At 37.0% G+C, this 24,238-nt stretch carries 21 protein-coding genes and 1 tRNA gene; 6 read left to right on the plus strand and 16 right to left on the minus strand.

What is annotated here, in order from left to right:
- Positions 1 to 69 precede the first annotated feature (69 nt).
- The 8 genes from ACFINU_RS07310 to rpmH form a co-directional block, all read right to left on the minus strand.
- Positions 70 to 154 (minus strand) — tRNA-Leu (locus tag ACFINU_RS07310).
- A 114-nt stretch (positions 155 to 268) separates the two neighbouring features.
- Positions 269 to 889, minus strand: coding sequence for a 2,3-bisphosphoglycerate-dependent phosphoglycerate mutase (locus ACFINU_RS07315; protein WP_375618580.1), 621 nt, complete (start codon positions 887 to 889; stop codon positions 269 to 271).
- A gap of 28 nt (positions 890 to 917) precedes the next feature.
- Positions 918 to 1,730 carry a 4-hydroxy-tetrahydrodipicolinate reductase gene (gene dapB, locus ACFINU_RS07320; protein WP_375618581.1) on the minus strand — a complete coding sequence of 271 codons (813 nt, stop codon included), beginning with the start codon at positions 1,728 to 1,730 and terminating at the stop codon, positions 918 to 920.
- 927 nt (positions 1,731 to 2,657) lie between these two features.
- Positions 2,658 to 3,350: a glutathione S-transferase family protein gene (locus ACFINU_RS07325; protein WP_273790709.1), complete on the minus strand. Its 693-nt coding sequence runs from the start codon at positions 3,348 to 3,350 to the stop codon at positions 2,658 to 2,660.
- A gap of 139 nt (positions 3,351 to 3,489) precedes the next feature.
- Positions 3,490 to 4,134: a ribosome biogenesis GTP-binding protein YihA/YsxC gene (gene yihA / locus ACFINU_RS07330; protein ID WP_375618582.1), complete on the minus strand. Its 645-nt coding sequence runs from the start codon at positions 4,132 to 4,134 to the stop codon at positions 3,490 to 3,492.
- Complete coding sequence (gene yidC / locus ACFINU_RS07335; protein WP_375667487.1) at positions 4,131 to 5,969, minus strand: membrane protein insertase YidC; 1,839 nt, start codon at positions 5,967 to 5,969, stop codon at positions 4,131 to 4,133. The genes yihA and yidC overlap by 4 nt, the downstream gene beginning before the upstream one ends.
- Positions 5,959 to 6,351, minus strand: coding sequence for a ribonuclease P protein component (gene rnpA, locus ACFINU_RS07340; RefSeq protein WP_375618584.1), 393 nt, complete (start codon positions 6,349 to 6,351; stop codon positions 5,959 to 5,961). The genes yidC and rnpA overlap by 11 nt, the downstream gene beginning before the upstream one ends.
- A gap of 117 nt (positions 6,352 to 6,468) precedes the next feature.
- Entirely contained in the window at positions 6,469 to 6,603 is a 135-nt protein-coding gene (gene rpmH, locus ACFINU_RS07345) for a 50S ribosomal protein L34 (RefSeq protein ID WP_005864709.1), read from the minus strand.
- Between the two features lie 585 nt (positions 6,604 to 7,188).
- On the opposite strand from rpmH, the gene ACFINU_RS07350 reads away from it, so the two are divergent.
- On the plus strand, positions 7,189 to 8,250 hold the full coding sequence (locus ACFINU_RS07350; protein ID WP_375618585.1) for an Mrp/NBP35 family ATP-binding protein: 1,062 nt from the start codon (positions 7,189 to 7,191) through the stop codon (positions 8,248 to 8,250).
- A gap of 308 nt (positions 8,251 to 8,558) precedes the next feature.
- On the opposite strand, the gene ACFINU_RS07355 is transcribed toward ACFINU_RS07350, so the two are convergent.
- The 7 genes from ACFINU_RS07355 to ACFINU_RS07385 form a co-directional block, all read right to left on the minus strand.
- The gene (locus ACFINU_RS07355; protein WP_375618586.1) at positions 8,559 to 9,353 is read right to left on the minus strand and encodes a pyrroline-5-carboxylate reductase; all 795 of its coding nucleotides are present in this window, start codon (positions 9,351 to 9,353) and stop codon (positions 8,559 to 8,561) included.
- A 56-nt stretch (positions 9,354 to 9,409) separates the two neighbouring features.
- Positions 9,410 to 9,655 (minus strand): hypothetical protein, encoded by a 246-nt coding sequence (locus ACFINU_RS07360; protein WP_330168884.1) that lies wholly within the window; start codon positions 9,653 to 9,655, stop codon positions 9,410 to 9,412.
- A gap of 102 nt (positions 9,656 to 9,757) precedes the next feature.
- Positions 9,758 to 10,126, minus strand: a complete 369-nt coding sequence (locus tag ACFINU_RS07365) for a YraN family protein (protein WP_375618597.1) — start codon at positions 10,124 to 10,126, stop codon at positions 9,758 to 9,760.
- A gap of 4 nt (positions 10,127 to 10,130) precedes the next feature.
- Positions 10,131 to 11,018, minus strand: coding sequence for a 16S rRNA (cytidine(1402)-2'-O)-methyltransferase (gene rsmI, locus ACFINU_RS07370; RefSeq protein ID WP_375618587.1), 888 nt, complete (start codon positions 11,016 to 11,018; stop codon positions 10,131 to 10,133).
- Positions 11,019 to 13,069: 2,051 nt separating this feature from the next.
- Positions 13,070 to 14,734 carry a 4Fe-4S dicluster domain-containing protein gene (locus tag ACFINU_RS07375; protein ID WP_375618588.1) on the minus strand — a complete coding sequence of 555 codons (1,665 nt, stop codon included), beginning with the start codon at positions 14,732 to 14,734 and terminating at the stop codon, positions 13,070 to 13,072.
- A 3-nt stretch (positions 14,735 to 14,737) separates the two neighbouring features.
- Positions 14,738 to 15,658: an electron transfer flavoprotein subunit alpha/FixB family protein gene (locus tag ACFINU_RS07380; RefSeq protein WP_375618589.1), complete on the minus strand. Its 921-nt coding sequence runs from the start codon at positions 15,656 to 15,658 to the stop codon at positions 14,738 to 14,740.
- Between the two features lie 51 nt (positions 15,659 to 15,709).
- On the minus strand, positions 15,710 to 16,456 hold the full coding sequence (locus ACFINU_RS07385; RefSeq protein WP_375618590.1) for an electron transfer flavoprotein subunit beta/FixA family protein: 747 nt from the start codon (positions 16,454 to 16,456) through the stop codon (positions 15,710 to 15,712).
- Between the two features lie 513 nt (positions 16,457 to 16,969).
- Here ACFINU_RS07385 and ACFINU_RS07390 point away from each other — a divergent pair.
- From ACFINU_RS07390 to ACFINU_RS07400, 3 genes are all read left to right on the plus strand, one after another.
- The gene (locus ACFINU_RS07390) at positions 16,970 to 17,788 is read left to right on the plus strand and encodes a hypothetical protein (RefSeq protein ID WP_375618591.1); all 819 of its coding nucleotides are present in this window, start codon (positions 16,970 to 16,972) and stop codon (positions 17,786 to 17,788) included.
- A 178-nt stretch (positions 17,789 to 17,966) separates the two neighbouring features.
- Positions 17,967 to 18,887 carry a sulfite exporter TauE/SafE family protein gene (locus ACFINU_RS07395; protein WP_375618592.1) on the plus strand — a complete coding sequence of 307 codons (921 nt, stop codon included), beginning with the start codon at positions 17,967 to 17,969 and terminating at the stop codon, positions 18,885 to 18,887.
- 2 nt (positions 18,888 to 18,889) lie between these two features.
- Positions 18,890 to 19,699, plus strand: coding sequence for a TIGR02186 family protein (locus ACFINU_RS07400; protein ID WP_375618593.1), 810 nt, complete (start codon positions 18,890 to 18,892; stop codon positions 19,697 to 19,699).
- 22 nt (positions 19,700 to 19,721) lie between these two features.
- On the opposite strand, the gene ACFINU_RS07405 is transcribed toward ACFINU_RS07400, so the two are convergent.
- Positions 19,722 to 20,003 (minus strand): DUF6460 domain-containing protein, encoded by a 282-nt coding sequence (locus tag ACFINU_RS07405; RefSeq protein ID WP_375618594.1) that lies wholly within the window; start codon positions 20,001 to 20,003, stop codon positions 19,722 to 19,724.
- Between the two features lie 1,103 nt (positions 20,004 to 21,106).
- Here ACFINU_RS07405 and ACFINU_RS07410 point away from each other — a divergent pair.
- Entirely contained in the window at positions 21,107 to 22,732 is a 1,626-nt protein-coding gene (locus tag ACFINU_RS07410) for an ABC transporter substrate-binding protein (RefSeq protein WP_375667489.1), read from the plus strand.
- 871 nt (positions 22,733 to 23,603) lie between these two features.
- On the plus strand, positions 23,604 to 24,238 hold a 635-nt coding region (locus ACFINU_RS07415), incomplete at its 3' end, for an ABC transporter substrate-binding protein (RefSeq protein WP_375618596.1).

Here is a 24,238-nt window from a genome sequence, read left to right on the forward strand (position 1 = left end):
ATATTTGGGAGTCCCTCATTACAAAAAACATTTGGAAAATCAATAAATTATTTTGGATAAAAAAGAGCATGGTGCCCAAAAGAGGACTCGAACCTCCACGCCTTACGGCACAGGTACCTGAAACCTGCGCGTCTACCAATTCCGCCATCTGGGCTTATAAAATTCATCTAAGCGCATGAAGCAACTCTGTCAATAAAATTATAGAATTTATTTTTCCAGCTTAAAACGATAGCATTGAACTTTTAAGGGAGATCATGATTTTAGAAGTTTAAGGTGTGAGGACTGTCTTTGATAAAATTGTTGAATCCGGATTAAATGTGTAAATAATAGGAATGCCGGTCGCTAGTTCTTGAGATATAATTTCCTCACCGGAGAGACCTTCAAGCGCCATAATAAGAGCACGAAGAGAATTTCCATGTGCTGCGATCAAAACAGTTTGGGAGCGCAAAATATAAGGCTGGATATGGTAAAGATAATAAGGCCAGATGCGCGCACCGGTATCGCGTAGGCTTTCTCCATTCGGCGGCGCAATCGTATAGGAGCGGCGCCACATTTGCACTTGCTCCTGCCCCCATTGTTGGCGTACTTCATCTTTATTTAAACCAGAAAGATCACCATAATTACGTTCATTTAATGCGGGATTTTTTATCACTTCTAAATCTGATTGTTCCATTTGCTCTAAAATGTGCTGAGCGGTTTTTTGAGCTCGCTGTAAGGCAGATGTATAAGCGATATCAAACCTCAAACCATATTCTTTCAGTTTTTTTCCTGCTGCTATCGCTTCTGCATGACCTTTTTCTGTTAAATCGGGATCTTTCCAACCGGTAAAAAGGTTTTTGAGATTCCATTCACTTTGTCCATGACGAATTAGTGTAAGTATGCGTCCCATTATAAATTGCCTCTATTCTATTGATTGTTTAAAATTCATCGTTCAATCCCAAAACATCGAACATTGAATAAAGACCGCTTTCATGATTTTGTGCCCATAAAGCTGCTTTTAATGCGCCATTGGCAAAGATAGAGCGTTCTTGCGCTGTGTGTGAAAGAACAATGCGTTCATTGGAACCAGCAAAAATGACACTGTGTTCTCCAACAACTGTCCCACCACGTGAACAGGAAAAGCCAATGGTGCCTTTTTTGCGTTTACCTATATGACCATTGCGTTCGTTGACACACACATTTTTAAGCATAACATTGCGTCCTTCAGCTGCTGCTTGGCCAAGAAGAAGGGCTGTTCCAGAAGGAGCATCAACTTTGTTAGCGTGATGCATTTCATAAACTTCGATATCAAAATCATCGGCTTCTAATGCTTTAGCGGCTTTCTTTACAAGGTTGGCTAAAAGATTTATTCCAAGGCTCATATTCCCGGATTTGACAATAGTTGTATATTTCGCAAAATCTGCAATTTTTTCTTCTTCTGTTTTGCTAAATCCTGTGGTGCCAATAATATGGACAAGGCTTTTTTGAGCAGCGTAGTTAGCATAAAGAATACTGGCTTCTGGTTGTGAAAAATCTAAAATACCTTCTGTATTAGAAAAGGCATTTTTGGGATTGTCAGTGATACTAATCCCAAGAGAATTTGAACCAATTAATGCACTGGCATCTTTTCCTACAAACGGTGAGCCTTTACGTACAAGAACAGCACAAAGCTCTACATCTTTCCTCTGCTGGATTGCTGTAATGAGTTCACGTCCCATTCTTCCATTTGCACCAACAACTGTAAGGCGCATTTTTATCTCCTTATGATACTTTACTGTGCAGTATAGGCAAATTCTTGCCTTCTTTCCAATGGTTCTTTTTCTTTATAGAAAATTTTTTTCCTGCTTTAATTTATCTTGTTGTGCTGTAAAACACTGTTGTTTAGAGCAAGTGATATAAGATCTACAAATTTAAATAGAGATGTTTTTCGTTAGAGTGTGTGATGAATATTCTTAAGTAAGGTTTGCTTATGAAACCTAATGAAGATTGTGTATTACTTTACGCTTTTGTTTCTTTCGTTCTTTAAAGGGGAGCATTCTTCATGCAAAATAAGATCTTCCAAACAAAATAGACCTATGTTGTCAATTCATGCGCTTTCACTCATCAATTCCATTTGTGACGCATAAGAAAACGATTATTTATCATTGTATATCAATATGTTATACATAAATAAAATCACGTAAAAAGGGGTAAAAACAAGGGGCTAACAAGAAGTTGGATTATTTACACACGAGAGTTGGGCGGATTCTTCATCTTTTAGGAAAGTCAGTTGAAAAAATTGTTATGTTGTAAAAACGCATGATGAGGCTTTGTTTATTATAGAGAAAATAGGATATATATTATGCAATGCGTTTTTTCATATATTGGGAAGAATGGAGTATAACATGCGTTAAGTATTGTTATTTTATTTGCCTAGCTTCCAATGATGCTACAGTTCTTGTATTTAAAGAGAGTCTTTAAAATCCTTTCTTAAGTATTTTTTATCCCTGTGCTGATCTTTTTTGTGACACGATAAGAAAGTGATTTTTGTGATTCAATTATAATGGGTTTTATTCTCTGTTTAATACGATCATAAATCAATGTATTATTATATTGTTTATACGCATGCATAAAAATTCATAAACCTATAAATATCCTTTAGATAGAATATCACTTTTATTTTTGTTTGTGAAAGAAGGCTAGAAATCAAGATCTGCATAGTGAGCACTTGCAACAATTCCGCGGACGCGATCTGTTAAAAGAGAACGAAAAGAAGGGCGTGATTTAATTCTCATATACCAGTCTTTGGCAGCAGGAGATTGTTCCCAGTCAATTTCCCCTAGAAAGTCAAGTACAGAAATAGAGGCTGCTGCTGCTAGATCTGCATAGGACAAGGCAGAACCGACTAAGCTATCGCGAGAGGCGCAGAGCCAATTGAGATAGTTCATATGTGGTAAAATATTGGCACGTGCATTGCGTAAAATTTGTGAATTAGGAGCACCACCGCCAATGGCAAGTGGCATTTCACGTTTATGGATTCGTTCTCGTACGATATGGCGCGTTGCTTCATTTTCGAATTTATTTAAGAACCAGTCATTGAGACGGCGTACTTCCGCACGATCTAAAGGATTTTCCGGAAAGAGCTTATTTTCTTGTCGTAAACTTCCATGTGTTTCGTCTAAATATTCGCAGATAACAAGAGGACCTGATAATGGAACCTCGTGTTCATCGAGAAAAACAGGGACATGACCAGCAGGATTGAGGGCTAGAAATTCGTGTCTTCTTGCCCATTCATATTCTTCAATAAGTTGAGTGGTTACACCATATTCCCCAAGAATGAGGCGTATGAAGCGCGAGGCAGCGGATAGGGGAGAGTGAAAAAGTGTCAGCATAATTTACACTATCAAATAGAGTTGAAGAGAATTCTTTCAAGTAATCATTTTTATAAAGATGCTTGACTAGAAGTACAAGATCATTAGTAGCTGCTAGTAATTATAATTAATAAATTGTTAATGACTAGAAATTGTTCTCTTATGCGATGGTTTGCAAAATGGCAGCACGTAATTCTTCTAAACCGATAGCTTTTTCTGAAGAGGTTACAAGAAGCTCAGGATAAGCTGCTGGGCGTTTAAGAAGCTTTGTTTGTGTGCTCATAATTAATTTTTCCAAGGCATTTGATTTGATTTTATCGCTTTTTGTCAAAACAATGTGATAAGAAACAGCTGCTTTATCAAGGAGAGCAAGAACATCTTCATCATTATTTTTGATTCCGTGCCGTGAATCAATCAAGATATATACACGTTTTAACGTTGTGCGCCCCCGTAAATAGCTAAAAATCAAATTTGTCCACGCATCAACAAGATTTTTAGGAGCAGCAGCAAAACCATAACCAGGCATATCTACTAATGCTAGAGGGGGAAGGTCTCCTAGTTGCCCACTGAATCCATCGGGGATAAAATAATTAAGCTCTTGAGTCCGTCCTGGTGTATTTGAGATACGTGCTAAGCTTTTTTGTTGGACGAGTGCGTTGATTAAAGATGATTTTCCAACGTTGGAACGTCCTGCAAATGCAATTTCTGGTGGTCCTTCGGGGGGGAGAAAGCATATTGCTGGTACACCACGAATAAAAATCCAATTGCGAGAAAAAATTCCAGAAAGGGAAGAATCTCTTGTCATTCATGCACTTCTTTTTTGGGTGATCTTCTCCAGATGGCTTTCAGATTATCAAAAAGCTCAATTTTAACTCCTTGGCGCTTCATCATGATACCTTGCTGAATAATTGATAATATATTATTCCATGCCCAATAGATGACGAGACCAACAGGGAAAGAGGCGAGCATAAAAGTAAAGACAACAGGCATCCATGTGAATATCATCGCTTGGGTTTGGTCTTGAGGAGCAGGATTCATACGCATTTGTAAAAACATTGTTATTCCCATAATCAAAGGCCATGCACCAATCATAAGAAATGTTGGCGTTGTATATGGCAAGAGACCAAACAAGTTAAAAAGAGAAGTTGGATCGGGTGCCGCTAAATCTTTAATCCAGCCAAAGAAAGGTGCATGGCGCATTTCAATGGTGATATAGAGAACTTTATAAAGAGCAAAGAATATTGGGAATTGAACCAACATTGGCCAACAGCCTGCAAGGGGATTTATTTTTTCGGTTTTATATAGATCTATTATTGCCTTTTGTTGTTTGGTTTGGTCATCGGGATACTTTTCTTTTATTTCTAGCAACCGCGGTTGTAAAAGCTTCATGCGTGCCATAGATTTATAAGATTTATTGGCTAGAGGGAAAAGAAGAGTTTTTAAGAGAACTGTGACAAGAAGGATGGCGATACCAAAATTCCCTGTTTGTTTATAAAGAATATCAATGAGGGAAAACATTGGTTTGGTGATGAAATCAAACCAGCCCCAATCAATTAAAAGAGCAAACTTTTTGATTTTTAGGTTATTTTGATAATTATTAATAATTTCAACTTGTTTTGCACCAGCAAAAAGACGATTTGTAACAGTTTTTGTTTCATTTGGGGCAATCGTTAAAAGCGCTCCTAGCAAGTCAGACTGATAATGCGTTTGCAAACGATCAAAATAAATAAAACGGCTTGTATATTCTTTATTTTGCGGGGGAATAACTGCTACAGCCCAGTATTTATCGGTAATACCAATCCAACCTCCTGTTACTTTGGAAAAAGTCATGCTTTTTTGCCCATTATCAGGATTCGGGTCAAGCTCTGCTAAGGTTTTATATTTTTCAGTTTTGAGCGAATCTCCTGCAATACCTATCATACCTTCATGAAGTAAATAGGTTGCATTTGTATGTTCTGGTGGTGCTGCACGTGCAACGCGGGCATAGGATGAGAGATATATTGATTGATCACTTTCATTGCTGATAGAATCTTCAATGGTAAACATGAAATGATCATCAACAGAAAGAATACGCCGGAAGATCTGTCCTTGTCCATTATTATAAATTAAAGTGATGGGTGTTGAAGGAGTCAGAATTGTATTGTTTCCCTCTATTTGCCATTGTGTATCCGATTGTGGCAAAGCTTTTGCTGGTAAAGATGCACTTGCAAAACCAAATTCAGCAAGGTAGGTCGTTTTGAAACCCTTAGGATTCAGCAAATCGATTTCCGGTGATTTTTTATCGACTGTTAAACGATATTTTTTGAGGTGAAGATCATCAAATTGTGCACCAACAAGATTAATAGAGCCTTCCAGTTCATTGGTTTTGATCGCAATACGCTTTGTTTTGGCCAATACAGCTTTCCGGATTTCAGGTGTCATGGGCTGTTCGATGATAGATGTTGCTTGATGCGTTGAGGTATCGTCAGAAAAATTCGTCGTGGTAGTAGAAAGGGTTGATTGTTGTTTTGACAATTGCTGTGCGATGACTTGTTGTTTTTGTAACTTTGCTTGTTTGGGAGCAACATGAAGAAATTGCCATGCGATGAGCACTACGAAAGATAAGCCAATAGCGATAAAGAAATTGCGGTTATATTCCATCCGTACACCCTTGTTGTCGTTGCTGATGTTTTATTTTTGGTTTTATTCGCCGATTTAATTCACTAATTAAGGATGTAAAAGGCGCATGTAACGCATCACGATATGCTACAATGACATAGTCTGTTCCTGCTTCCATGTGGTTTGTTACACCAACTCTTACGGCTTCACGCAAGCGCCTTTTGATACGATTACGTTTCACAGCATTACCGTTTTTACGAGTAACAGTGAAGCCTACACGTGCAACAAGAGAATCTTTTCTTTCTGTTGTTTGTTCACGAGATTTAACTTCGAGCAAAAATAAAGGACCACGCCGCTTTTCTCCTGTACGGACAGCCAAAAAGTCTGCTCTTTTGCGAATACAGCAGGGATGTTTTTTCTTCATAAAAGAATATTTCGCAATTTCATTAAATGCCTGCAAGCAGACATTGTAGGTTCATAATAAAAGTTTCACAACGAAGAAACGATGAGCAATTCTCAACGGTTGTGAAAATTTAAATGGTTAAGCAGAAAGCCGCTTACGTCCACGAGCACGTCTTGCAGCAATAACTTTACGTCCTCCAGCTGTGGCCATGCGTGCACGAAACCCATGGCGGCGTTTACGGACAAGTTTAGAGGGTTGGTAAGTACGTTTCATTTATTTAAATACCGCGGAGTGCGGCCCTTCTTAATCTTCGTTTTATGAGTAGTGATGCGCGAGATAAACAATTTTATCCTATCATACGGCTGTTAACCCATAAGGAAAAATATAAAAAAAGTCAATCTTAGATTGTTTTTCTCTCTCTTGAAAGAATACAAAACACCTTATAACTATCTATGATGCTTTTTTACAATACTGTAGGAGTGTTAGAAAATAACGATTGAATCTACAGAACATAAATGGCTAGGGACTTAAAGAATTAAAGAAGATGTGACTGATTACTGTATGCTAAATTTAAAATATCCTTTAAGATTAAGAGTTTTTTTCAGTTTTTTTTACAAAATTTTTATCAGAATATTTATTAAAGTGGTTGTAGACAAACACGATTGATAGGATTTTATAGCAGATTTTATGTTTGAGATTCTTTATTTAAGGATGGTTTCATATTTTTAAAGAGAAAAGATATAAGTAATTTATACTTTATAATTTTGAGTAAAGTAGACAATTATCAGGTGATGAACCTGTAAGTATTTTTCGTTCTTATGCTTATATTTGCTGGTATTTTTATAGAGAGGAAAGAACGTGGATTCTATTACAAGTGAGGCTGTCCGCAACGTATTACGTAAAATCAAAGGACCAGATCTTGAAAGTGATATTGTGTCGTTGGGGCTTCTTTCAGAAATATTGATTGCTGATAGTAAGGTTTTTTTTTCCATTACAGTTCCTGATGGAGGTGTGCAAGAATGGGAATCATTGCGTCGTTCTGCTGAAAAGATGGTATGTGCTTTGGAGGGAGTGGAATCTGTTGTTGTCACACTTACAGCAGAAAAAACAACAAAGACAGCACCTAGTCGGAGAGCAAATCTCTTACCGATCAAAATGCCCATAGAAGGTGTGCGGCATGTGATTGCTGTTGCTTCTGGAAAAGGAGGAGTCGGAAAATCTACGATGGCAATAAATATCGCCTTAGCTTTACAAGATTCTGGTTTCAAGACGGGGGTGATGGATGCTGATATTTATGGTCCTTCGTTGCCACGTTTGACAGGACTTGTTAATCAAAAACCACAGCTTATTGGAGAAAAAAAGATTCAACCTCTTGAAAAATTTGGACTTAAATTGATGTCGATGGGATTTTTGGTTGAGGAAGAAAAGCCGGTAGTATGGCGTGGTCCTATGGTTATGGCAGCTGTAACGCAATTGTTACGAGATGTTGTATGGGGCCCTCTGGACGTTTTAGTCGTTGATATGCCGCCCGGTACAGGGGATGCACAATTAACGCTTGCCCAACAGGTACAATTAACAGGTGCGTTGGTTGTCTCTACGCCCCAAGATCTTGCTTTAGTGGATGCACGTAAAGCAATAGAAATGTTCATGAAAGTTAATGTTCCTATTTTAGGACTTATTGAGAATATGAGTTATTTTATCGCTCCTGATACGGGAAAACGCTATGATATTTTTGGCTATGGTGGTGCACGGGCAGAAGCGGAACGTCGAGAAGTCCCTTTCTTAGCGGAAATACCGCTTGATGCAGCTTTACGATTTTCTTCAGATGAAGGAATCCCTATTTTTGTTGCTAAGCCTAGTGAAGAGCATGCTAAACTATATCGTAAAATTGTTGATCAAATAAAAAATCAACTCTTTTGAATGGGGGGGTATAAGAGAGTTTATTAAAACACAATCATGAAAGACATAAAAATAGTCGCTTCTTTGTAAGAGGAAGTTTTAATGTGTGAATGGAGTATATAGGTTAAATAAACAAAAAATTATTCATGCGTTTGGATAACCTGAAGGGGAACAAAATTGAAGAGCTAGAGCTGTGAGGTAGAAAAAAAATATTGGACTTGAGGCAAAAAGAAGAAGACCGAAAATAAAAATATTTTAGAAAAATTGTAAAAGGTTGTAAAAAATATTTTAAAAATCATTTTTTGATACGAGTTTTCTTGATATAAATCTCAACATTTCTTTTTAGAAGCATTCATTTTTTGCAAAGTAGCTTCAAGAGCCATTGTTAAAGCATTCCTTCCCCCTTGTTGAGAAAAGTAATTTGACAAAAATTCATTTGTTCCACCCTTTGTTGAAAACTCTTTTTCAAGCAGTGCAAAATCGAGAGATACAGAACGATCCGTTGCTATAGTTTTACGCATTTCATCTGTAAGATTTCCAAACATCATGGTAAGGAATTCTGCTGATTGCTGTTTTTTTAACCCTTGTGTTATAAACCATTGATGGGCAGTTTCTATAAAATTAAAATATACTCCCATAAGTGAACCAGCTGTCATAAAAAGATTAAACTGCTCTTCCTTATCCAGCACCAATGTGCCCCCCAATGCATCAAATAAATTGCGTAAAAAGGGATGATTGGGATAGATTGGTGTCAAATTTTTGCATTCTGCAACAAAAGGTAATGGAACAGCACGATAAACTTTATGTTTAATCCACTTTTCTATTTCTGCTGCTTTTGCCATAGCAAGTACGGAAATAACCAGCTGTTCTGGACGAAAACGAAGAGAGCACAAAACCTCTTCTGCAATTTGGTTGGGCAAGCAAAGAAAAACACAATCACTAACATCGAGCAACGCTTGGTTATTTTCAGCAATCATAACTTTATCATAAGTGCGTGAAAGGCGCTTTGCTGTTTGTGCATTGCGAGGCGAAACAATAATGGAAGAAACATCAAAGTTGCTTGTCATTAAGCCATTCACCATTGAAGCACTGATTGTACCCGTTCCCAAAAAGCCAAGTCTCATTATCTATTTCTCAGTTTCATATTTTAAAAGGAATTTCAATCAACATCTCAGGTGTTTTAACTAACATAAACGCTAATTGAAGAAGCAACACATAACATAGCAAAAATAATCAAGCCCAAATAGATTTTAGGCTTGTCAAAGAGAACGGCAAAAGCAGAAAACCAACCAACAACAGCTGCGGCTAATGCAAATAAAAAACCTGGTTTATTCATAAGCACAATATGCATTGCCATTAAGCCACCAATAATTAGCGCTCCAAAAACAATGAGCAAACCTGTTGCAAACTTTTCATAATCATCCATATTTCGCTCCTTATAGCGCTCGATTATTACACACTTTTTAACGCATATGCACATAAAAACGAAATGTTTTTTATTGAATATGGTTAAAACGGGAGGGGACTTTTATTGATCAGATGTAAAAAATGCAGGGATATGCTGTGGCCAACGCCAAGGTAAAATTGCAATTAAGTCAAAGCGTACAGACAAAAGGGCATAATCTTTTTGCAGTGCGAGCCAAATATCGGCAGCTGCCTCAATTCGCTTTTCATTCATTCGGGAAACCGCTTCCATTGCTTCAGCCAACGTTGAACGTGCTTTAACTTCAACGATTAACACAAGATTTCCGCGTCGTGCAATTAAATCAATTTCTCCACATTTTGTTTTAAAACGCCTTTCGGCAATGTGAAACCCTTTGCAACGTAGCCACCAAGCTGCCAATTTTTCTGCACGAACCCCTCGATAAAAAGACTTTTGTCTGCGTTTTTTTTGTATCATTTTACGCATTTTTTAAAAAGATTAATCGCTGAAAAAGTTCCTGCTTTTTAAAACCGGTTTTTTTTGCAACAAAAGCTGCCGCTTGAGCAGCAGAATGTGTCCGTGCGCGTTCTAATAGCATTTCATCAATTTCTTGATCACTTATCACATTTAAAGAAGAAGATGATTCTCCAACAAGGACAACAATTTCCCCACGAATATGTGCTTTTTTTCTGTAATTTTCTAACAAATTTCCCAAATTGGAAACATCTACTGTTTCAAACTTTTTTGTTAATTCACGACAAATGGCAGCAGGTCGATCAGCCGAAAAAAGAGTGACCATATCCTGTAAAGTTTCAACAAGACGATGCGGTGATTCATAAAAAATCAAAGTTGCTGGAATCCCTTTTAATTGTTCCAACCGTTTTCGGCGCTGTAGCTTTCGTGCACTCAAAAAACCTGCAAAAAAAAAGCTATCAGTAGGAAGCCCTGTCGGTATAAGAGCGGCTAAAAGAGCGGATGCTCCAGGAATAGGAATAATTTTATGACCAGCTTTACGGGCCTCTTCCACCAATCGAAATCCAGGATCAGAAATAAGTGGTGTTCCGGCATCTGAAACAAGTGCTACTGTTTTGTTTTCTGCTAAAGCCGCTAAGAGCTTCGGACCCGCTTTTTGCGCATTATATTCATGATAGAGAAAAGGTTTTTTTTGAATACCGTAACGTTCCAACAAAACACGTGTTACTCGCGTATCCTCACACGCTAAAATATCAATTCCTGCAAGTACTTGCAAAGCACGAAGCGTAATATCTGCAAGATTTCCGATAGGTGTTGCCACAAGATAAAGCCCTGATTCTATAACGGGTGCAGAATAAGCATGCGCACCTATAAAATATGCTTTTTCACACATGCTCTTTTCTTTTCATTAAATTCTCCTCACCACAAGATTTTTATCCATACTCATAAGCCATTTTGGCTCATTTTTTACCAGCACATTTTTTATCATTACAAAGGCTTACCATACTTGAATAATTGATTACAATACAATAAGATAATTTCATATTTAATGTCTTAATTTAACATTATTATCTATTTTGATCCGCGTTATTTTTTCCAGTAAAACAAATTCCAAATGTAACCAATATTCTATCTACCCCATGATTTTCTATAAAGTTTTTCCTTCGAGAACCAAAAAATAATTTTACCCAATGTTATAATCTCATGCTTGTTTGTGCTCTTTTAAAGGCTAAGCTTTTTAGATTATTTCCATAACGCCGATTTTTCAAATATTCTATTGATATCCAAACTGTTTTTCTGAGCAAATGTAAACAGCCCCTTTTGAAACACATACAGTTAACTGGCAGCTGACTTGATCAAATATAAGCTCTTATCAGCAAAATACTTTATTTTTTCATATTCTCTACAGCTTTAACAGTATACAGTATAATGAGTACCTTAGAAAAGTTTAAGGCTAAATTTTATCTTAAAGATTTGATTTATAATAGAAAATTTATTATTTTGCCTATTAATTAGGAGCTTTAAATATCGTAACATTATCTCAGCTCTTCTTATAGTCAATTAATCAAAATCATTTTTGTGCATCTTGAAACCTCCTTAAAAAAAAGATTATCGCATCATTGGAGATCGCAGAGAAAATAATGCTGTTAGCTTGTACTTTTTATTTCATAAATATGGAACTGTTCGTTCACAGGATTGCGTTATACCTTTTTCGGATAGTGTCGCAAAATAATTGTTTGATATGAGAGCTATCTCTTAAAAACAAGCCCATGACTGAACAACACAAGTCTGCTTTAATTTTGGATACCTTATTTTTTCTGAAGGATATGCTCTCATAAAAAAACGTAAGTAATAAAAGCGGGGACAATACGTTATCTCTTCTTTTTAGAGGATATTGTGATGCTTTTGAAAGTTTTAAAACCGAATGGACAGATGATAGTAAAGAGGAAAACAGATTTTTTCCTTTCAGATTTCATATTCTTGCTAAATGAATCTGTATTTTCGTTTCAGAGATTACTCAAATAGAATATGCAATATTTTTGCTCTAGCTACAAAAGCTGGAACGGCGTGCAGAGCTTTCATTCACCTTAATCTTTCTTTTAAATATACCACTTGTGTTCAATTTGGATGTTGATTTACGAGCAATAGCGAAAGCACAAGCTTTATAAAAAAACAACTCTATAAAACGCGTCATAGAGTGGTCATGAAAGCTATTTTGTTTTTTATCAGGTTGTTTTGCTAATAGCGATAGTCTCCATGGCTTGGCATCTGCTTATTCTTACGGTATTTGTACACATTCATTGCAGTATATTGGTAAAGGTTAGACGCAAGGCGATTATCCTTGATGCAAAAATAAAAGGTTAATGTGAGATTAAGATTTTTTCGTGTCATTATCAGTAGAAACATTATAAAGGGCTTGAACAAGCATGCTCTTTATCTCTTTATCTCACAATGTTTTTTCTACATTCATTCGTGGTTTTTCTTGAGTGAGCATTACTTGGCAAGTGTAGGAGAAAAAATAAACTTGAATTGTACCTCCGTAGGTTTTGCTCTTGGCTAGTTAAAACGATTGGTGTTTCTTATGAGAGGGCTAAAAGCATTTTGGATCATATGGGAGAGGGGGTAAAGTAGAACAGGCTTATTTTCCTTCAGGTTTTCGAGAACCGCGGCTGTTCCTTTATCGCAGAATTGTCATGAATATATTCATTATTGTTTTGTCATTTAAATAAAAAAATTTTGATAAAAATATGTTATGTTTTTCTATTGAAAAAAGTCATGCGGTAGGGAGAGTATTTTATATGAGAATAGAGTTCTTTTTACATTGTGAAAGAACGTATGCAGGAAGGTAATTGATAGATTTCTGATCTGAGGGAAATATTTTCATCCATTGCGTTTTGTATATTTCAATTTTAGGAGAATGAATAATGATTATACATTGGAAAATTACATATTGGGATAGAAGGGGCCCTCATTGCCTTGCGGACAGATCCAAGTGATATTTTGGTTTGGATCTTTGATGTCACACGTTTTACAATGTATACAATTTGAAGCGTTGATCACATAAGTCAGATGATCATTATACTCTAGCCACTCGTAGACAGCGGCGGGGCAATAGTTTGTGGAAGGTCCTCCGTAGATTGCATATTCAGAGTCCTTTTGCTTTTTTAATGAGGCTATTTTTAAATGGCAAGGTTGATTTTCTTCATGATGCGTATTGGAAAGGGCAACACTTGAAAGGCGATCAAAGGTTATAACGCCATCTGGTTTTGGGTAAGCAATGGGTTGAAATTTTTCTGCTGGTTCAAGGCATGCATAATCTTCCTTTCCATGGGAGAGTGTTTTAAATAAGGAAAATCCGAACAGTTGTTGCCACCACATATCAAAACCGGCAAGTTTAATTCCATATTTTGTCCCATATTTTGCCCAGAGCGGTTTGGCATTTCGCACTTTATAAAGATCTTTGCCAATGAGCCCTTTTCGCCATTGTTCTTCGATTTCTTTAACCTCATCATGGGCACGCCCTTGTGCAAGAGCGGTAGCGATTTTATCGGCAGCTAATATGCCAGATAAGATGGCATTGTGTGATCCTTTGATACGAGGAACATTGACAAATCCAGCAGAGCAGCCAATAAGTGCCCCACCAGGAAAGGTGAGTTTTGGTACAGATTGCCAACCTCCTTCGCTGATAACACGAGCACCATAGGAAAGACGCTTTGCACCTTTAAAGATTTTATAGAGTTTTGGATGTGTTTTAAAACGTTGAAATTCTTCAAAGGGAGAAAGATAAGGATTTTTGTAATCTAAGTGCACAACAAAACCGACAGAAATGATATTGTTTTCTTGGTGATAAATAAAGCCACCGCCACCGGTATTATTGTCTAAGGGCCAACCAGTGAAATGTTGTACTAAACCGCGTTGGTGTTTGTTGGGATCAATTTCCCAGAGCTCTTTGAGACCAAGACCAAATTTTTGTGGTTCACGATTTTTGCTAAGGTTGAAATGTTGTATCAGTTGTTTTGCAATTGAGCCGCGTGCTCCTTCCGCAATCAGAGTATATTTTGCCAATAAAGCCATCCCAGGCAAATAATTTTTTCCAGGGGTTCCATCTTTGTTAAGCCCCATATCTCCGGTGAGAATACCAATAATAGCTCCGTTATCTTTTTGGATGATGGGTTCTGTTGCTGCGAAACCAGGATAGATTTCAACACCCAACGCTTCAGCTTTTTTGCTTAGCCAGCGGCAGACGCTCCCAAGCGAAACGATATAACATCCGTTATTTGATAAGATTTTAGGATGCAAAATATTGGGAAATACTGTGGACTTTTGAGGCTTTAGAAAAAAAAATTGGTCCTGTGTGACAGGGGTTGTGAAGGGATGGTCGTTATCATTTCGCCATTCTGGTAAGAGTGTATTGATACCAATGGGGTCAACAACTGCGCCAGAGAGAATATGTGCACCAACTTCGGTACTTTTTTCAACAATTGTGACAGAAAGCTCAGGATTAATTTGTTTAAAACGAATTGCGGCAGAAAGCCCTGCAGGTCCTGCTCCGACAATGACTATGTCAAACTCCATACTTTCACGTTGGTCATGCAGAGGTGCTTTCATGGCTTATAAAGCTTTCTCCAATTCTGGAATAATTTGGTGGAGATCACCTACAAGGGTGTAATCGGCAATTTGCATGATGGGAGCTTCTTCATCTTTATTAATGGCAACAATAATTTGTGCATCCATTATACCGGCTAAATGCTGGATTGCACCGGAAATGCCAACGGCGATATAGAGTTCAGGGGCAACGACTTTTCCTGTTTGTCCAATTTGCCAATCATTGGGAGCATAGCCTGCATCCACTGCTGCGCGGCTGGAACCTAAAGCAGCATTTAATTTTTTTGCAAGAGGAAGAAGCAGGTCCATAAATTTCTCTTGAGAACCAAGACCACGCCCGCCTGATATAATAACACGTGCTGAGGTGAGATCAGGACGATCACTTTTGTTTGTCTCTGCTTTTACGAAAGAAGAAAGATTTGGATTGGGAGCTGGTGTTATTGTTTTAATCGGAGCAGAATTATTTTGGGAAGGCGTTGGGGTGAAAGAAGCGGTGCGAACTGTTATAATCTTTTTATAATCATTGGTGCGTACAGTTTCAAATGCATTGCCTGCATAAATTGGTCGTTTGAAGGTATTGGGTGAAAGAATGGCGGTAATATCTGAAATTTGCATAAGATCAAGAAGAGCTGCTACGCGCGGCATCACATTTTTCCCAGTACTGCTGGATGCTGCCATGATCACATCATAATCCTTTGCTAACATAAGAATTGTATCTGCCATAGGCTCGGCAAGTTGATGGGCTAAATAGTCTGCTTTTGCAATAAGAACTTGCCGCACACCATTAAGTTTAGCACTATTTTCCGCTATCGTTTGAATTTTTTCTCCGCAAACCAGAATATCGATATCATTACTGAGTACGCGTGCAGCGGTGAGTACTTTTGCTGTTTCTTCTGTATTATGATCGGCCAATAAAAGAATTGCCATAAGTTTTTGCCCTTTTATGTGAGTGTTGCTTTTACTCTAGTGGTGAGAATATTAAATGCAGTTCTTCTGTTTTAAGGCTCTGACAAGTTCTACTACATTTGCCACTTTTATACCGGATTGACGGGGTTTTGGCTCTTCAACGCTTAAAATTGTTAAGCGTGCTTTCGTATCTACGCCAAGATCAGTAAGAGATTTTTGTTCAATAATTTTCTTTTTTGCTTTCATGATATTGGGGAGAGAGGTGTAACGCGGTTCATTGAGCCGTAGATCGGCGGTCATAACCATGGGAAGGGGAAGACAAAGGGTTTGTGTTCCATTATCAACTTCACGAGTAACTGTAGCATGCCCATTTTCTATGTTAAGATGTGAGGCAAAAGTTGCTTGTCCCCACCCAAGAAGAGCAGCGAGCATTTGTCCTGTTTGATTGCTATCGTCATCAATTGCTTGTTTTCCTAAAAAGACCATGTCGGGTTTTTCTTCATCAACAATGGTTTTGAGAATCTTAGCAATTGCTAAGGGTTCAAGTGTTTGATCCGTTATGACAAGAAGTGCGCGATCAGCTCCCATTGCAAGCCCTGTTCGTAGAGTTTCTTGAGTTGCTTCTGGGCCAATTGAAACAAGAAGAACTTCTGAAATTTTACCGGATTCTTTTTGGCGAATGGCCTCCTCCACGGCTATCTCATCAAAAGGATTCATAGACATTTTTACGTGAGACAGATCAACGCCTGTACTATCGGGTTTGACGCGTATCTTGATGTTATAATCAACAACACGTTTGACAGCGACAATTATCTTCATAATGATCCTCTTTGTTTGTATGTTACAAGTTTATAGCAATACTCATAAGAAACCAAATTGTTTAGAATGAAGTCTCAATTTATAACTTGTGTTCTCTTTCGTATAAGCTTTTTTATGTTTACTTGTACTTTCTCGTCGTCATTTTCAGTCTTCATATTTTTGCATTGCCATAATTGCCTTATTTGCTTGAATAAAAAGTAAAAAAATCAATCTGTCTTGTGAGAATATTCTTTTTTAGCTTCTTATGCTTTGTTTATGATGGTGCAATAGGTCCTTTATGCAATGAAAAATTAAGTGAAAAAGATAAAAATGGGGAAATGATTTTGCTCTTCAAATCTTGAAGACAGAAAAATCAAAGATCTTTCTTTCAAATATTTTGGATAAAAATTGGGGAAAATATTTCTAACAAAAAAGTTTTTGAGAGTTCTTAAAGCTCTATTTACTAAAATAGAGCACACTTTCTCATCATTTGTTGCGATTCTTTTCAAAAAGGTTAATGAGGGGTAGGCGTTTGTGAATACGAAGGGTCATACGATCGACCAGGCGACCAAACAGGTTAGGAACGATAAAGTCTTTTCTTTTGTTGAACAGAAAGAGAGAATGGATACTTCTGTAGAAGTAACGATGTCGGATATTGCTCAAAAATTACGCACCGTTTATGCGCAAATGCAAATGAAGCATTCGCCTCGTTCTTTAATACAGCAGCGTTCTGTAGAAGAGCATTTTAAATCTTACTTAGATGATATTAGTCGGGCTATTTTGGCTGAACATTATATACGTCGTCAAAGAGAAAAAAAGCTTTTCCAGTTTTTAGAGCAGATTAAAACAATTGTTCAAAGTTTGCAGAGTGAAAAAAAAAGCTTAGAAGAAGCAGCGGTAACACGACGGGTGTCTCGTTCAAAATCACCTGATTCTGTTGTACAAAAACTTGCTCACATGGAATGTGAGGGAAATCAAGAACACTTATTACTTCAAAAGGTGGAAAATTTTTCGAAAGAAAACAGCATAATTTCACTCCAAACAAATGTTGAAAATACGTTGCAGCAAGAAAATAGAAGCCCTTTGCCCAGTGATGCTCTGAAATCTTCTTTTAAAAAGGCTGAGGGAGTAGTGAAGCATGCTGTGATAGAAGAAAAGGGGATGATGGGTGCTCAGGCATCTAATCATTGTATTGAGAATGATTTTTCTTCTTTAAGAACGCAGTCTCGGGAACATGTCTCGTTTTTATCTTATTTGGTAAAAAAAGGTGTTCTTTGTTTTTTAACCGTTGCATTCGTGGTAGCGATAACGTTATGTTTTTATAGCTTTTTAAAAGGAGCTCGTTTTTTTTAATTTTTATGATGTTGATGTTAATAGATGTGAAATGTATTGCGCATTCCTGTTTGTGCGGAAGCTATAGAAACTAAAATTATCCTTTAAACACGCAACAGAGATTATTGGAAAAGAGGATAATTGGAGAAGGATTCTCTAATTGTTAAAAAAAACTTAAATTATCTTGAAGGTTCTGTAAGTGAGTATTTATTTACCAATTGCTGAAATGTCACTCAATATGCTGATCTTGATTGGTATGGGAGTCATTGCTGGTTTTTTTTCAGGACTTTTTGGAATCGGTGGTGGGTTTCTCATCACGCCGTTATTGATTTTTTATAATATTCCTCCTGCTATTGCTGTTGGAACAGGTGCCAACCAGATGATTGCGTCATCTGTAACAGGAGCAATTACACATTTTAGAAGACGTACGCTCGATATTAAACTTGGTATTCTTTTGGCGCTTGGAGGAGGGATTGGTTCTTTAATCGGGATTCAGGTTTTCTCTGTTTTGAAAAAGTTAGGTCAATTAGACTTAATGATTTCGCTTCTTTATGTGATTCTTCTTGGAAGTGTAGGAAGCTTGATGATCGTTGAAAGTTGGTATGATATGATGCGCAAGCGTAAGGCAGGAAAAGCCAATATTCGTCTTGCTGGTCGACATAATTGGATTCATCGCTTACCCTTAAAAATGCGTTTTCGGACATCTATGATATATGTTAGCATTATTCTAGTTTTAGGGATTGGTCTCATTGTGGGGTTGTTGTCTTCTATTATGGGAATTGGTGGGGGGTTCTTTATGATACCAGCATTGATTTATCTTCTGCGTGTTCCAACCAGTGTGGTGATTGGGACTTCACTTTTTCAGATTACATTTGTGTCTTCTTTCACGACAGTTTTGCAAAGTATGACTAATCAGTCCGTTGATATTGTCTTGGCTTTTTTGTTAATGCTTGGAGGAAGTATTGGTGCGCAATATGGAACACGAGTTGGACGGAAGTTAAAGGCTGAACAATTGCGTATGGCACTTGCATTTTTAGTGTTGATTGTGTGTATGCGTCTTGCTTTTCAATTATTTATACGCCCTGATAATCTTTTCTCTCTGGATATTCTTATGAGATAAAAATGGGTAGATTGTTTTCTTTATACATCATTGCAGGTTGCTTTTGTTTTATTTCTTTTTCTACATGGTCACATGTTGGGACGCCAGCTACATTCATTGATCAAGTTGACCACGAAACTGTCCAAATTATTGTAACAACGAATACGATTACTGTGGATGCAAATTTTGCTGGTCGTGATCTTTATATTGCTGGTGTTTTAGAAAATATTGATCCGTTATATTCTCGACAGAACCGTTATGATATTGTTGTAAGCTTGGAGGGACAAGATCGGACAATGGTGATGCGAGAAAAAAAACGCAATGCCGGTGTATGGGTCAATACAGATTCTCTTATTTTTAAAAAGGTTCCTCTTTTTTACTCTATGGTCACAACACGTGAAATTGACGATATTACGAGCATTGAAGATTATAAACGCTTAGGGTTAGGATTACTCTATTTGCCATTGCAGACGGATGAACAAGATCAGAAAAAAATACAAATCTTTCGCGATGAACTTATAAAATTGCAAAAAGCTAAAAGCCTTTATTATGAGGAAGTGGGTGGGGTTCGTTTTGGTTCTGACACACTTTTCACAGCGCATTTTCGTTTGCCAGCAAATATCCCGGTTGGACATTATAAAGTTCGTGCTTATCTTTTTCGTGATGGACAGTTTATTGATAGTGCTACAACGACTCTTGAAATTGTTAAAGCACATATCACTTATACAATTTTTTATGCAGCGCACAAGTATCGTTTTTTATATGGTATTGTTGCAGTGGTTATTGCTATTACTACAGGATTTTTGTGTCGTTTGATTTTTCGAAAAGATTAACGTAAGGAAAATGTTAAGGCTTTTATTTTTTATGAAAAATTCGTAAGATAAGAAAAATAGGCACAACAACAATAGCTCCTGTCATAGTTATATGGAAGAAATTTGTAAGCGTTATAAATCCTGCTTCCCATAGTGATTGAAAAAAATCTACTATTTTTTGTATGAGGTTTCGAGGTGTCCATCCCAAAAAATTCATTACGATGCCAATGAAGAATGAAAGAATAAGCAATTTTAGACTAACGCGGCTTAATTTTTCTCTAAGAAACGCATGAAAAGAATTTAATAATTTTTTTTTTCGCTTCATTCTAAGATACTTTCGAAGATCGTGTTTTTTATTGTATTATCATAGTACAACGATGTTATTATCATAAAGGAAAAACATTTTTTTATTTTTTCTTACTTTTTTGAGTTTATCACCTTAGTCTGGTTAACGGTGCTGGTTTTTGAAATATACACATGTTTTATTGCATTTTTTGCGATATTTTCATGGTGCTTCTTTTATTAAATAAAGGGATATCCTTTCGTCTCTGAGAATTTGTAGAGAAATTTTATAACGTTTCAGCATTTCTTATCAGAGTGAGAGTTCTAGTATATTGAAGATTTTGTAGCGAACTTATTATTGTCGTGTATAGAAATAATATTTCAAGACAGTTTACTTAAAAAAAGACTATCTATTCTAATAAGGGTATGCTTATATAGGTATTATATTTAGATATTTCAACCTTAGTGCATTGAAAAGATATTTTTTGCTGAAAAATGCAAGCAATGAATTGAGTGTTGTTAAAGGAGCAAAGGTATTAAATAGAATGTTGAAAAAGTTTTGTTCTGTACGAGCACATGAGCGAATATCAGGGGTTTGTGGGGGCCGTGCTCTTTTTGTTTTGAAATAAGATATTAAGATATAATGAGAAGCTTATTATTTAGCGGGAAAGTATAAAAAAATTCAAAACTCCTCTTGCAGCAGAGAGAGGGAGTTGGTTGGTGTTGGAAAATGGGTGAATTTTCCTGTGTTGTTGAAGTATCAAATTGTCGTTAAGGCTCTTTGTTATTAAGGAGTTTGAGCTAACAGGGGAGTGCTTTGATGGCGTAAAAAACACTAGAAGAAAAAAGGGGAAAGCTTGCTCGACAAGCAAGAGTGAAAAAATCTTTGTCGTGTAGTTTTCAATGGTAGATGTTGTATATCACCCGTAGATTTTGTTATCGGTTATACCATTTATTGTATATTAAATTGTTTTTCGGTGCATCTTGGGGGGCTTATAAGTATGGCAGGAGGAGTGGTTGGTAGGTAGTGTTGTTTGAAAGTTTTAAACCTTTGTCTCTCAGAGCCGATGGTTCGTCTAATCTTGTTGTTTTGCACGTTCTTCTTGCGTGGGAAATTTATACAATAAACGTTAAAAGGAAAAGTCTATGAACTTGAAAAGAAAAATATTGAAAAGTAGCGGCTCTCTTGTTTCTGTTCTTATGGCATTGGGAATGGTTGTACAACAGTCCTTAGCAAAAACACCGGCTAATACTCTTGTGATGGCTTGGAATATTGATGCAATCAGTACATTTGATCCCGCACAACTTACGGATGTTTATGGAAGTGAAATTATTCGCAATGTTTGTGATAATTTGGTGAGTGGTGCTACAGATAATCCTGCTAAAATGGTTCCGTCTTTAGCAACACATTGGGATGTTTCAGGTGATGATCACAGTACGGTGATTACTTTTCATTTGCGTAATGGTTTGAAGTTTAATGATGGCAGATCAGCCAACGCCAATGATCTTGTTTGGGGTATGAAGCGGATTGTCAAATTGAAGATGGGTAATGCGGCAATTTTTAATGAATATGGAATTACAGCGCAAAATGTTGATGATGCTTTGCAAGCTGTTGATGAAAAAACGGTTGTGATGAAATTTGATAAGCCTTATCCAGCAGAACTCATTCTTAATAATATTGTTGCAAGTCCTGCGACAGCTTTGCTTGATCGCAAGACAATTATGAAGCATGAAAAAGATGGCGATTTTGGAAATCAGTATTTGAAAAGTCATGCTGCGTGTGTTGGACCTTATCAGTTAAAAAGTTGGCGCCCTGGAGAAGCTCTTTTGTTGCGTGCAAGCTCTCACTATTGGGGACAAGCGCCTAAACTGAAGCAGATTTTAATTCGCCATGTTGCAGAGCCCGGAACACAACGTTTGTTGTTGCAAAAACATGATATTGATGTTGCTCGTAATTTGACCCCTGAAGATCTTGCAGATCTACAAAAAACAACAGATGTTAAAATCGAAGAAGTATTAGAGCCAAGCATGATGTATTGGGGATTCAACATGACAAATCCCATTTTTGCTAAGGAAAAAGTGCGCTTGGCGATGCGCTATCTCATAGACTATGAAGGTCTTGGCAAGAAGCTTCTCAAAGGTGTTGGTATTCCACGGGCAAGTTTTATTCCTGTTGGCAATCTTGGAGCTTTAGATGAAAAAGAAGGGCAGCCCTTTAAGCTTGATATTCAAAAAGCCAAGCAGCTTTTAACAGAGGCTGGTTATCCGAATGGATTTGAGGCTAATTTTCTTGTTTCAAACGCCCCTTATACTTTGTTACTTGCTCAGTCACTCCAAGATAGTGCTGCTCAGGCAGGGGTGCGTCTTAAAATTGAGCGTTTGGCAGGTACACAGTTGTTTTCCAAACTTTATGCACGGGCTTTTGATACAATTTTTGTCGGATGGAATAATGATTCTGCCGATCCTCATACAATGGCTTCACGTCTTGTTTATAATCCGGATAATCGGTTTGAGGCAAAAAACACAGCCTATCCTAGTTGGCAGCATGGGTATTTTGATGCTAAGATGAATGAAAAGGTTGAAGAGGCATTGTTTCAAAAAGATTCACAAAAACGGGCGAAAATCTATGCTGATTTACAACGTGAACTGATGCAAAAAGGTCCTTATGCGTTTATCTATCAGAAATATACTGTTATCGCGATGACACCTGATGTCAAAAAGTGGGTTTGGAATAGTGCGCCACAAATTTTTTATAGTAAAATTGAAAAATAAGTGTGTCTTCAATGTTGTCAAATAGATAAAGAGCATAGCCATAATATATTTGGCGTTTTGCATAAGTTTTAAAGTTTTGCAAGACGTCGAAGATCGTGAATAGGGAGGGATATACTAAATGTCTTTTCAAGATCTTTATTTAAAAGGGGGCATTTTTATTAAAGATATGTTTGTGTAGATGTTAAGACTGAATATCTCAGTTTCTCTGAATTGAAAAGTGGTCAGTTTATTTACTGAAAAATTATTGCAACAACTGTTGCAGAAGCTAGCATTGCTAAAGAAGCAAAGACTTTGCGATGTGCAAGAAAAGTTTTGTTATGGGGAAACACGAGAAATATCAGTTTTTAATAGTATCCGTATTGTCTTTTGCTTTGAAGGATGAGGAAATGCTAATTGGAGGGTATTATTTTACGGGGAGTGATGAAAAAATTCGAATTTTTCTTTTGAAAAAGGAATAAAAGTCGTTTTACTTGGCAAATTGACGAATTTTCCCTGTTTTACCGAAGTTTCAAATTCTTATGAAGGCTCTTTGTTATTAAAGTACTTGAATAAATAGGGATAGTGCTTTGATGAAATTAGAAATATTAGAAGAAACAAGAGACAAGAGAAAAAAGGAATCTTAGTCTTATAGTCTTCAATAGTAGGCGTTATGATATCGTGAATAAGCTCTATTGTTGGTGAGCGTTCATTATATATCAGAGTGTTTTGGTTTGGCTTATAAGTGTGGGCAGGAGAAGTGATTGGCAAGAGGTGTTTGTTCTTAAAGATTTTAAAACTTAGTTTTTAGAAGCCTATAGTTCGTCTAAACTTAATTATTAAGCACGTTTTGCTGCATGGGGAATTTATACAATAACATTAAAAGGAAAATTCTATGAACGTGAAAAGAAAAATATTGAAAAAGAGCAGTTCTTTTGTTTCTGCTGTTCTTGCAATGGGGATGTTTGTGCAACAAGTTTCAGCAAAAACACCTACTGATACCCTTGTAATGGCTTTGAATCTTGATTCAATTGAGACTTTTGATCCTGCGCAGATCAATGAACGTTATGGCAATGAAATTATTGCTAATATTTGTGATAACTTAATCGATTCCGCTACAGATGATGCAGCTAAAATAGCGCCTTCTTTGGCAAAGAGTTGGGATGTTTCAAATGAGGGTGGGGGTACAGTTATTACTTTTCATTTGCGTGATGATTTGAAGTTTAATGATGGTCGGCCTGCTGGTGCTCATGATCTTGTTTGGGGGATGAAGCGGGTTGTTAAATTGAAGTTGTCTGCAGCAGCTATATTTAACGAATATGGAATTACAGAACAAAATATTGATTCTACTCTTCAAGCCCCCGATGAGAAAACAGTGGTGATGAAATTTGATAAGCTTTATCCAGCAGAGATCATCCTTGGCCATATTCTTACTACTCGTGTTGCTGCTTTACTTGATCGTGAGACACTTATGAAACACGAACAAGATGGTGATATGGGAAATCGCTATTTGGCAAGTCACGCTGCTTG

Origin of the sequence: Bartonella sp. AC130YNZD (genome assembly GCF_042196865.1) — a bacterium.
Taxonomy (GTDB): Bacteria; Pseudomonadota; Alphaproteobacteria; order Rhizobiales; family Rhizobiaceae; genus Bartonella.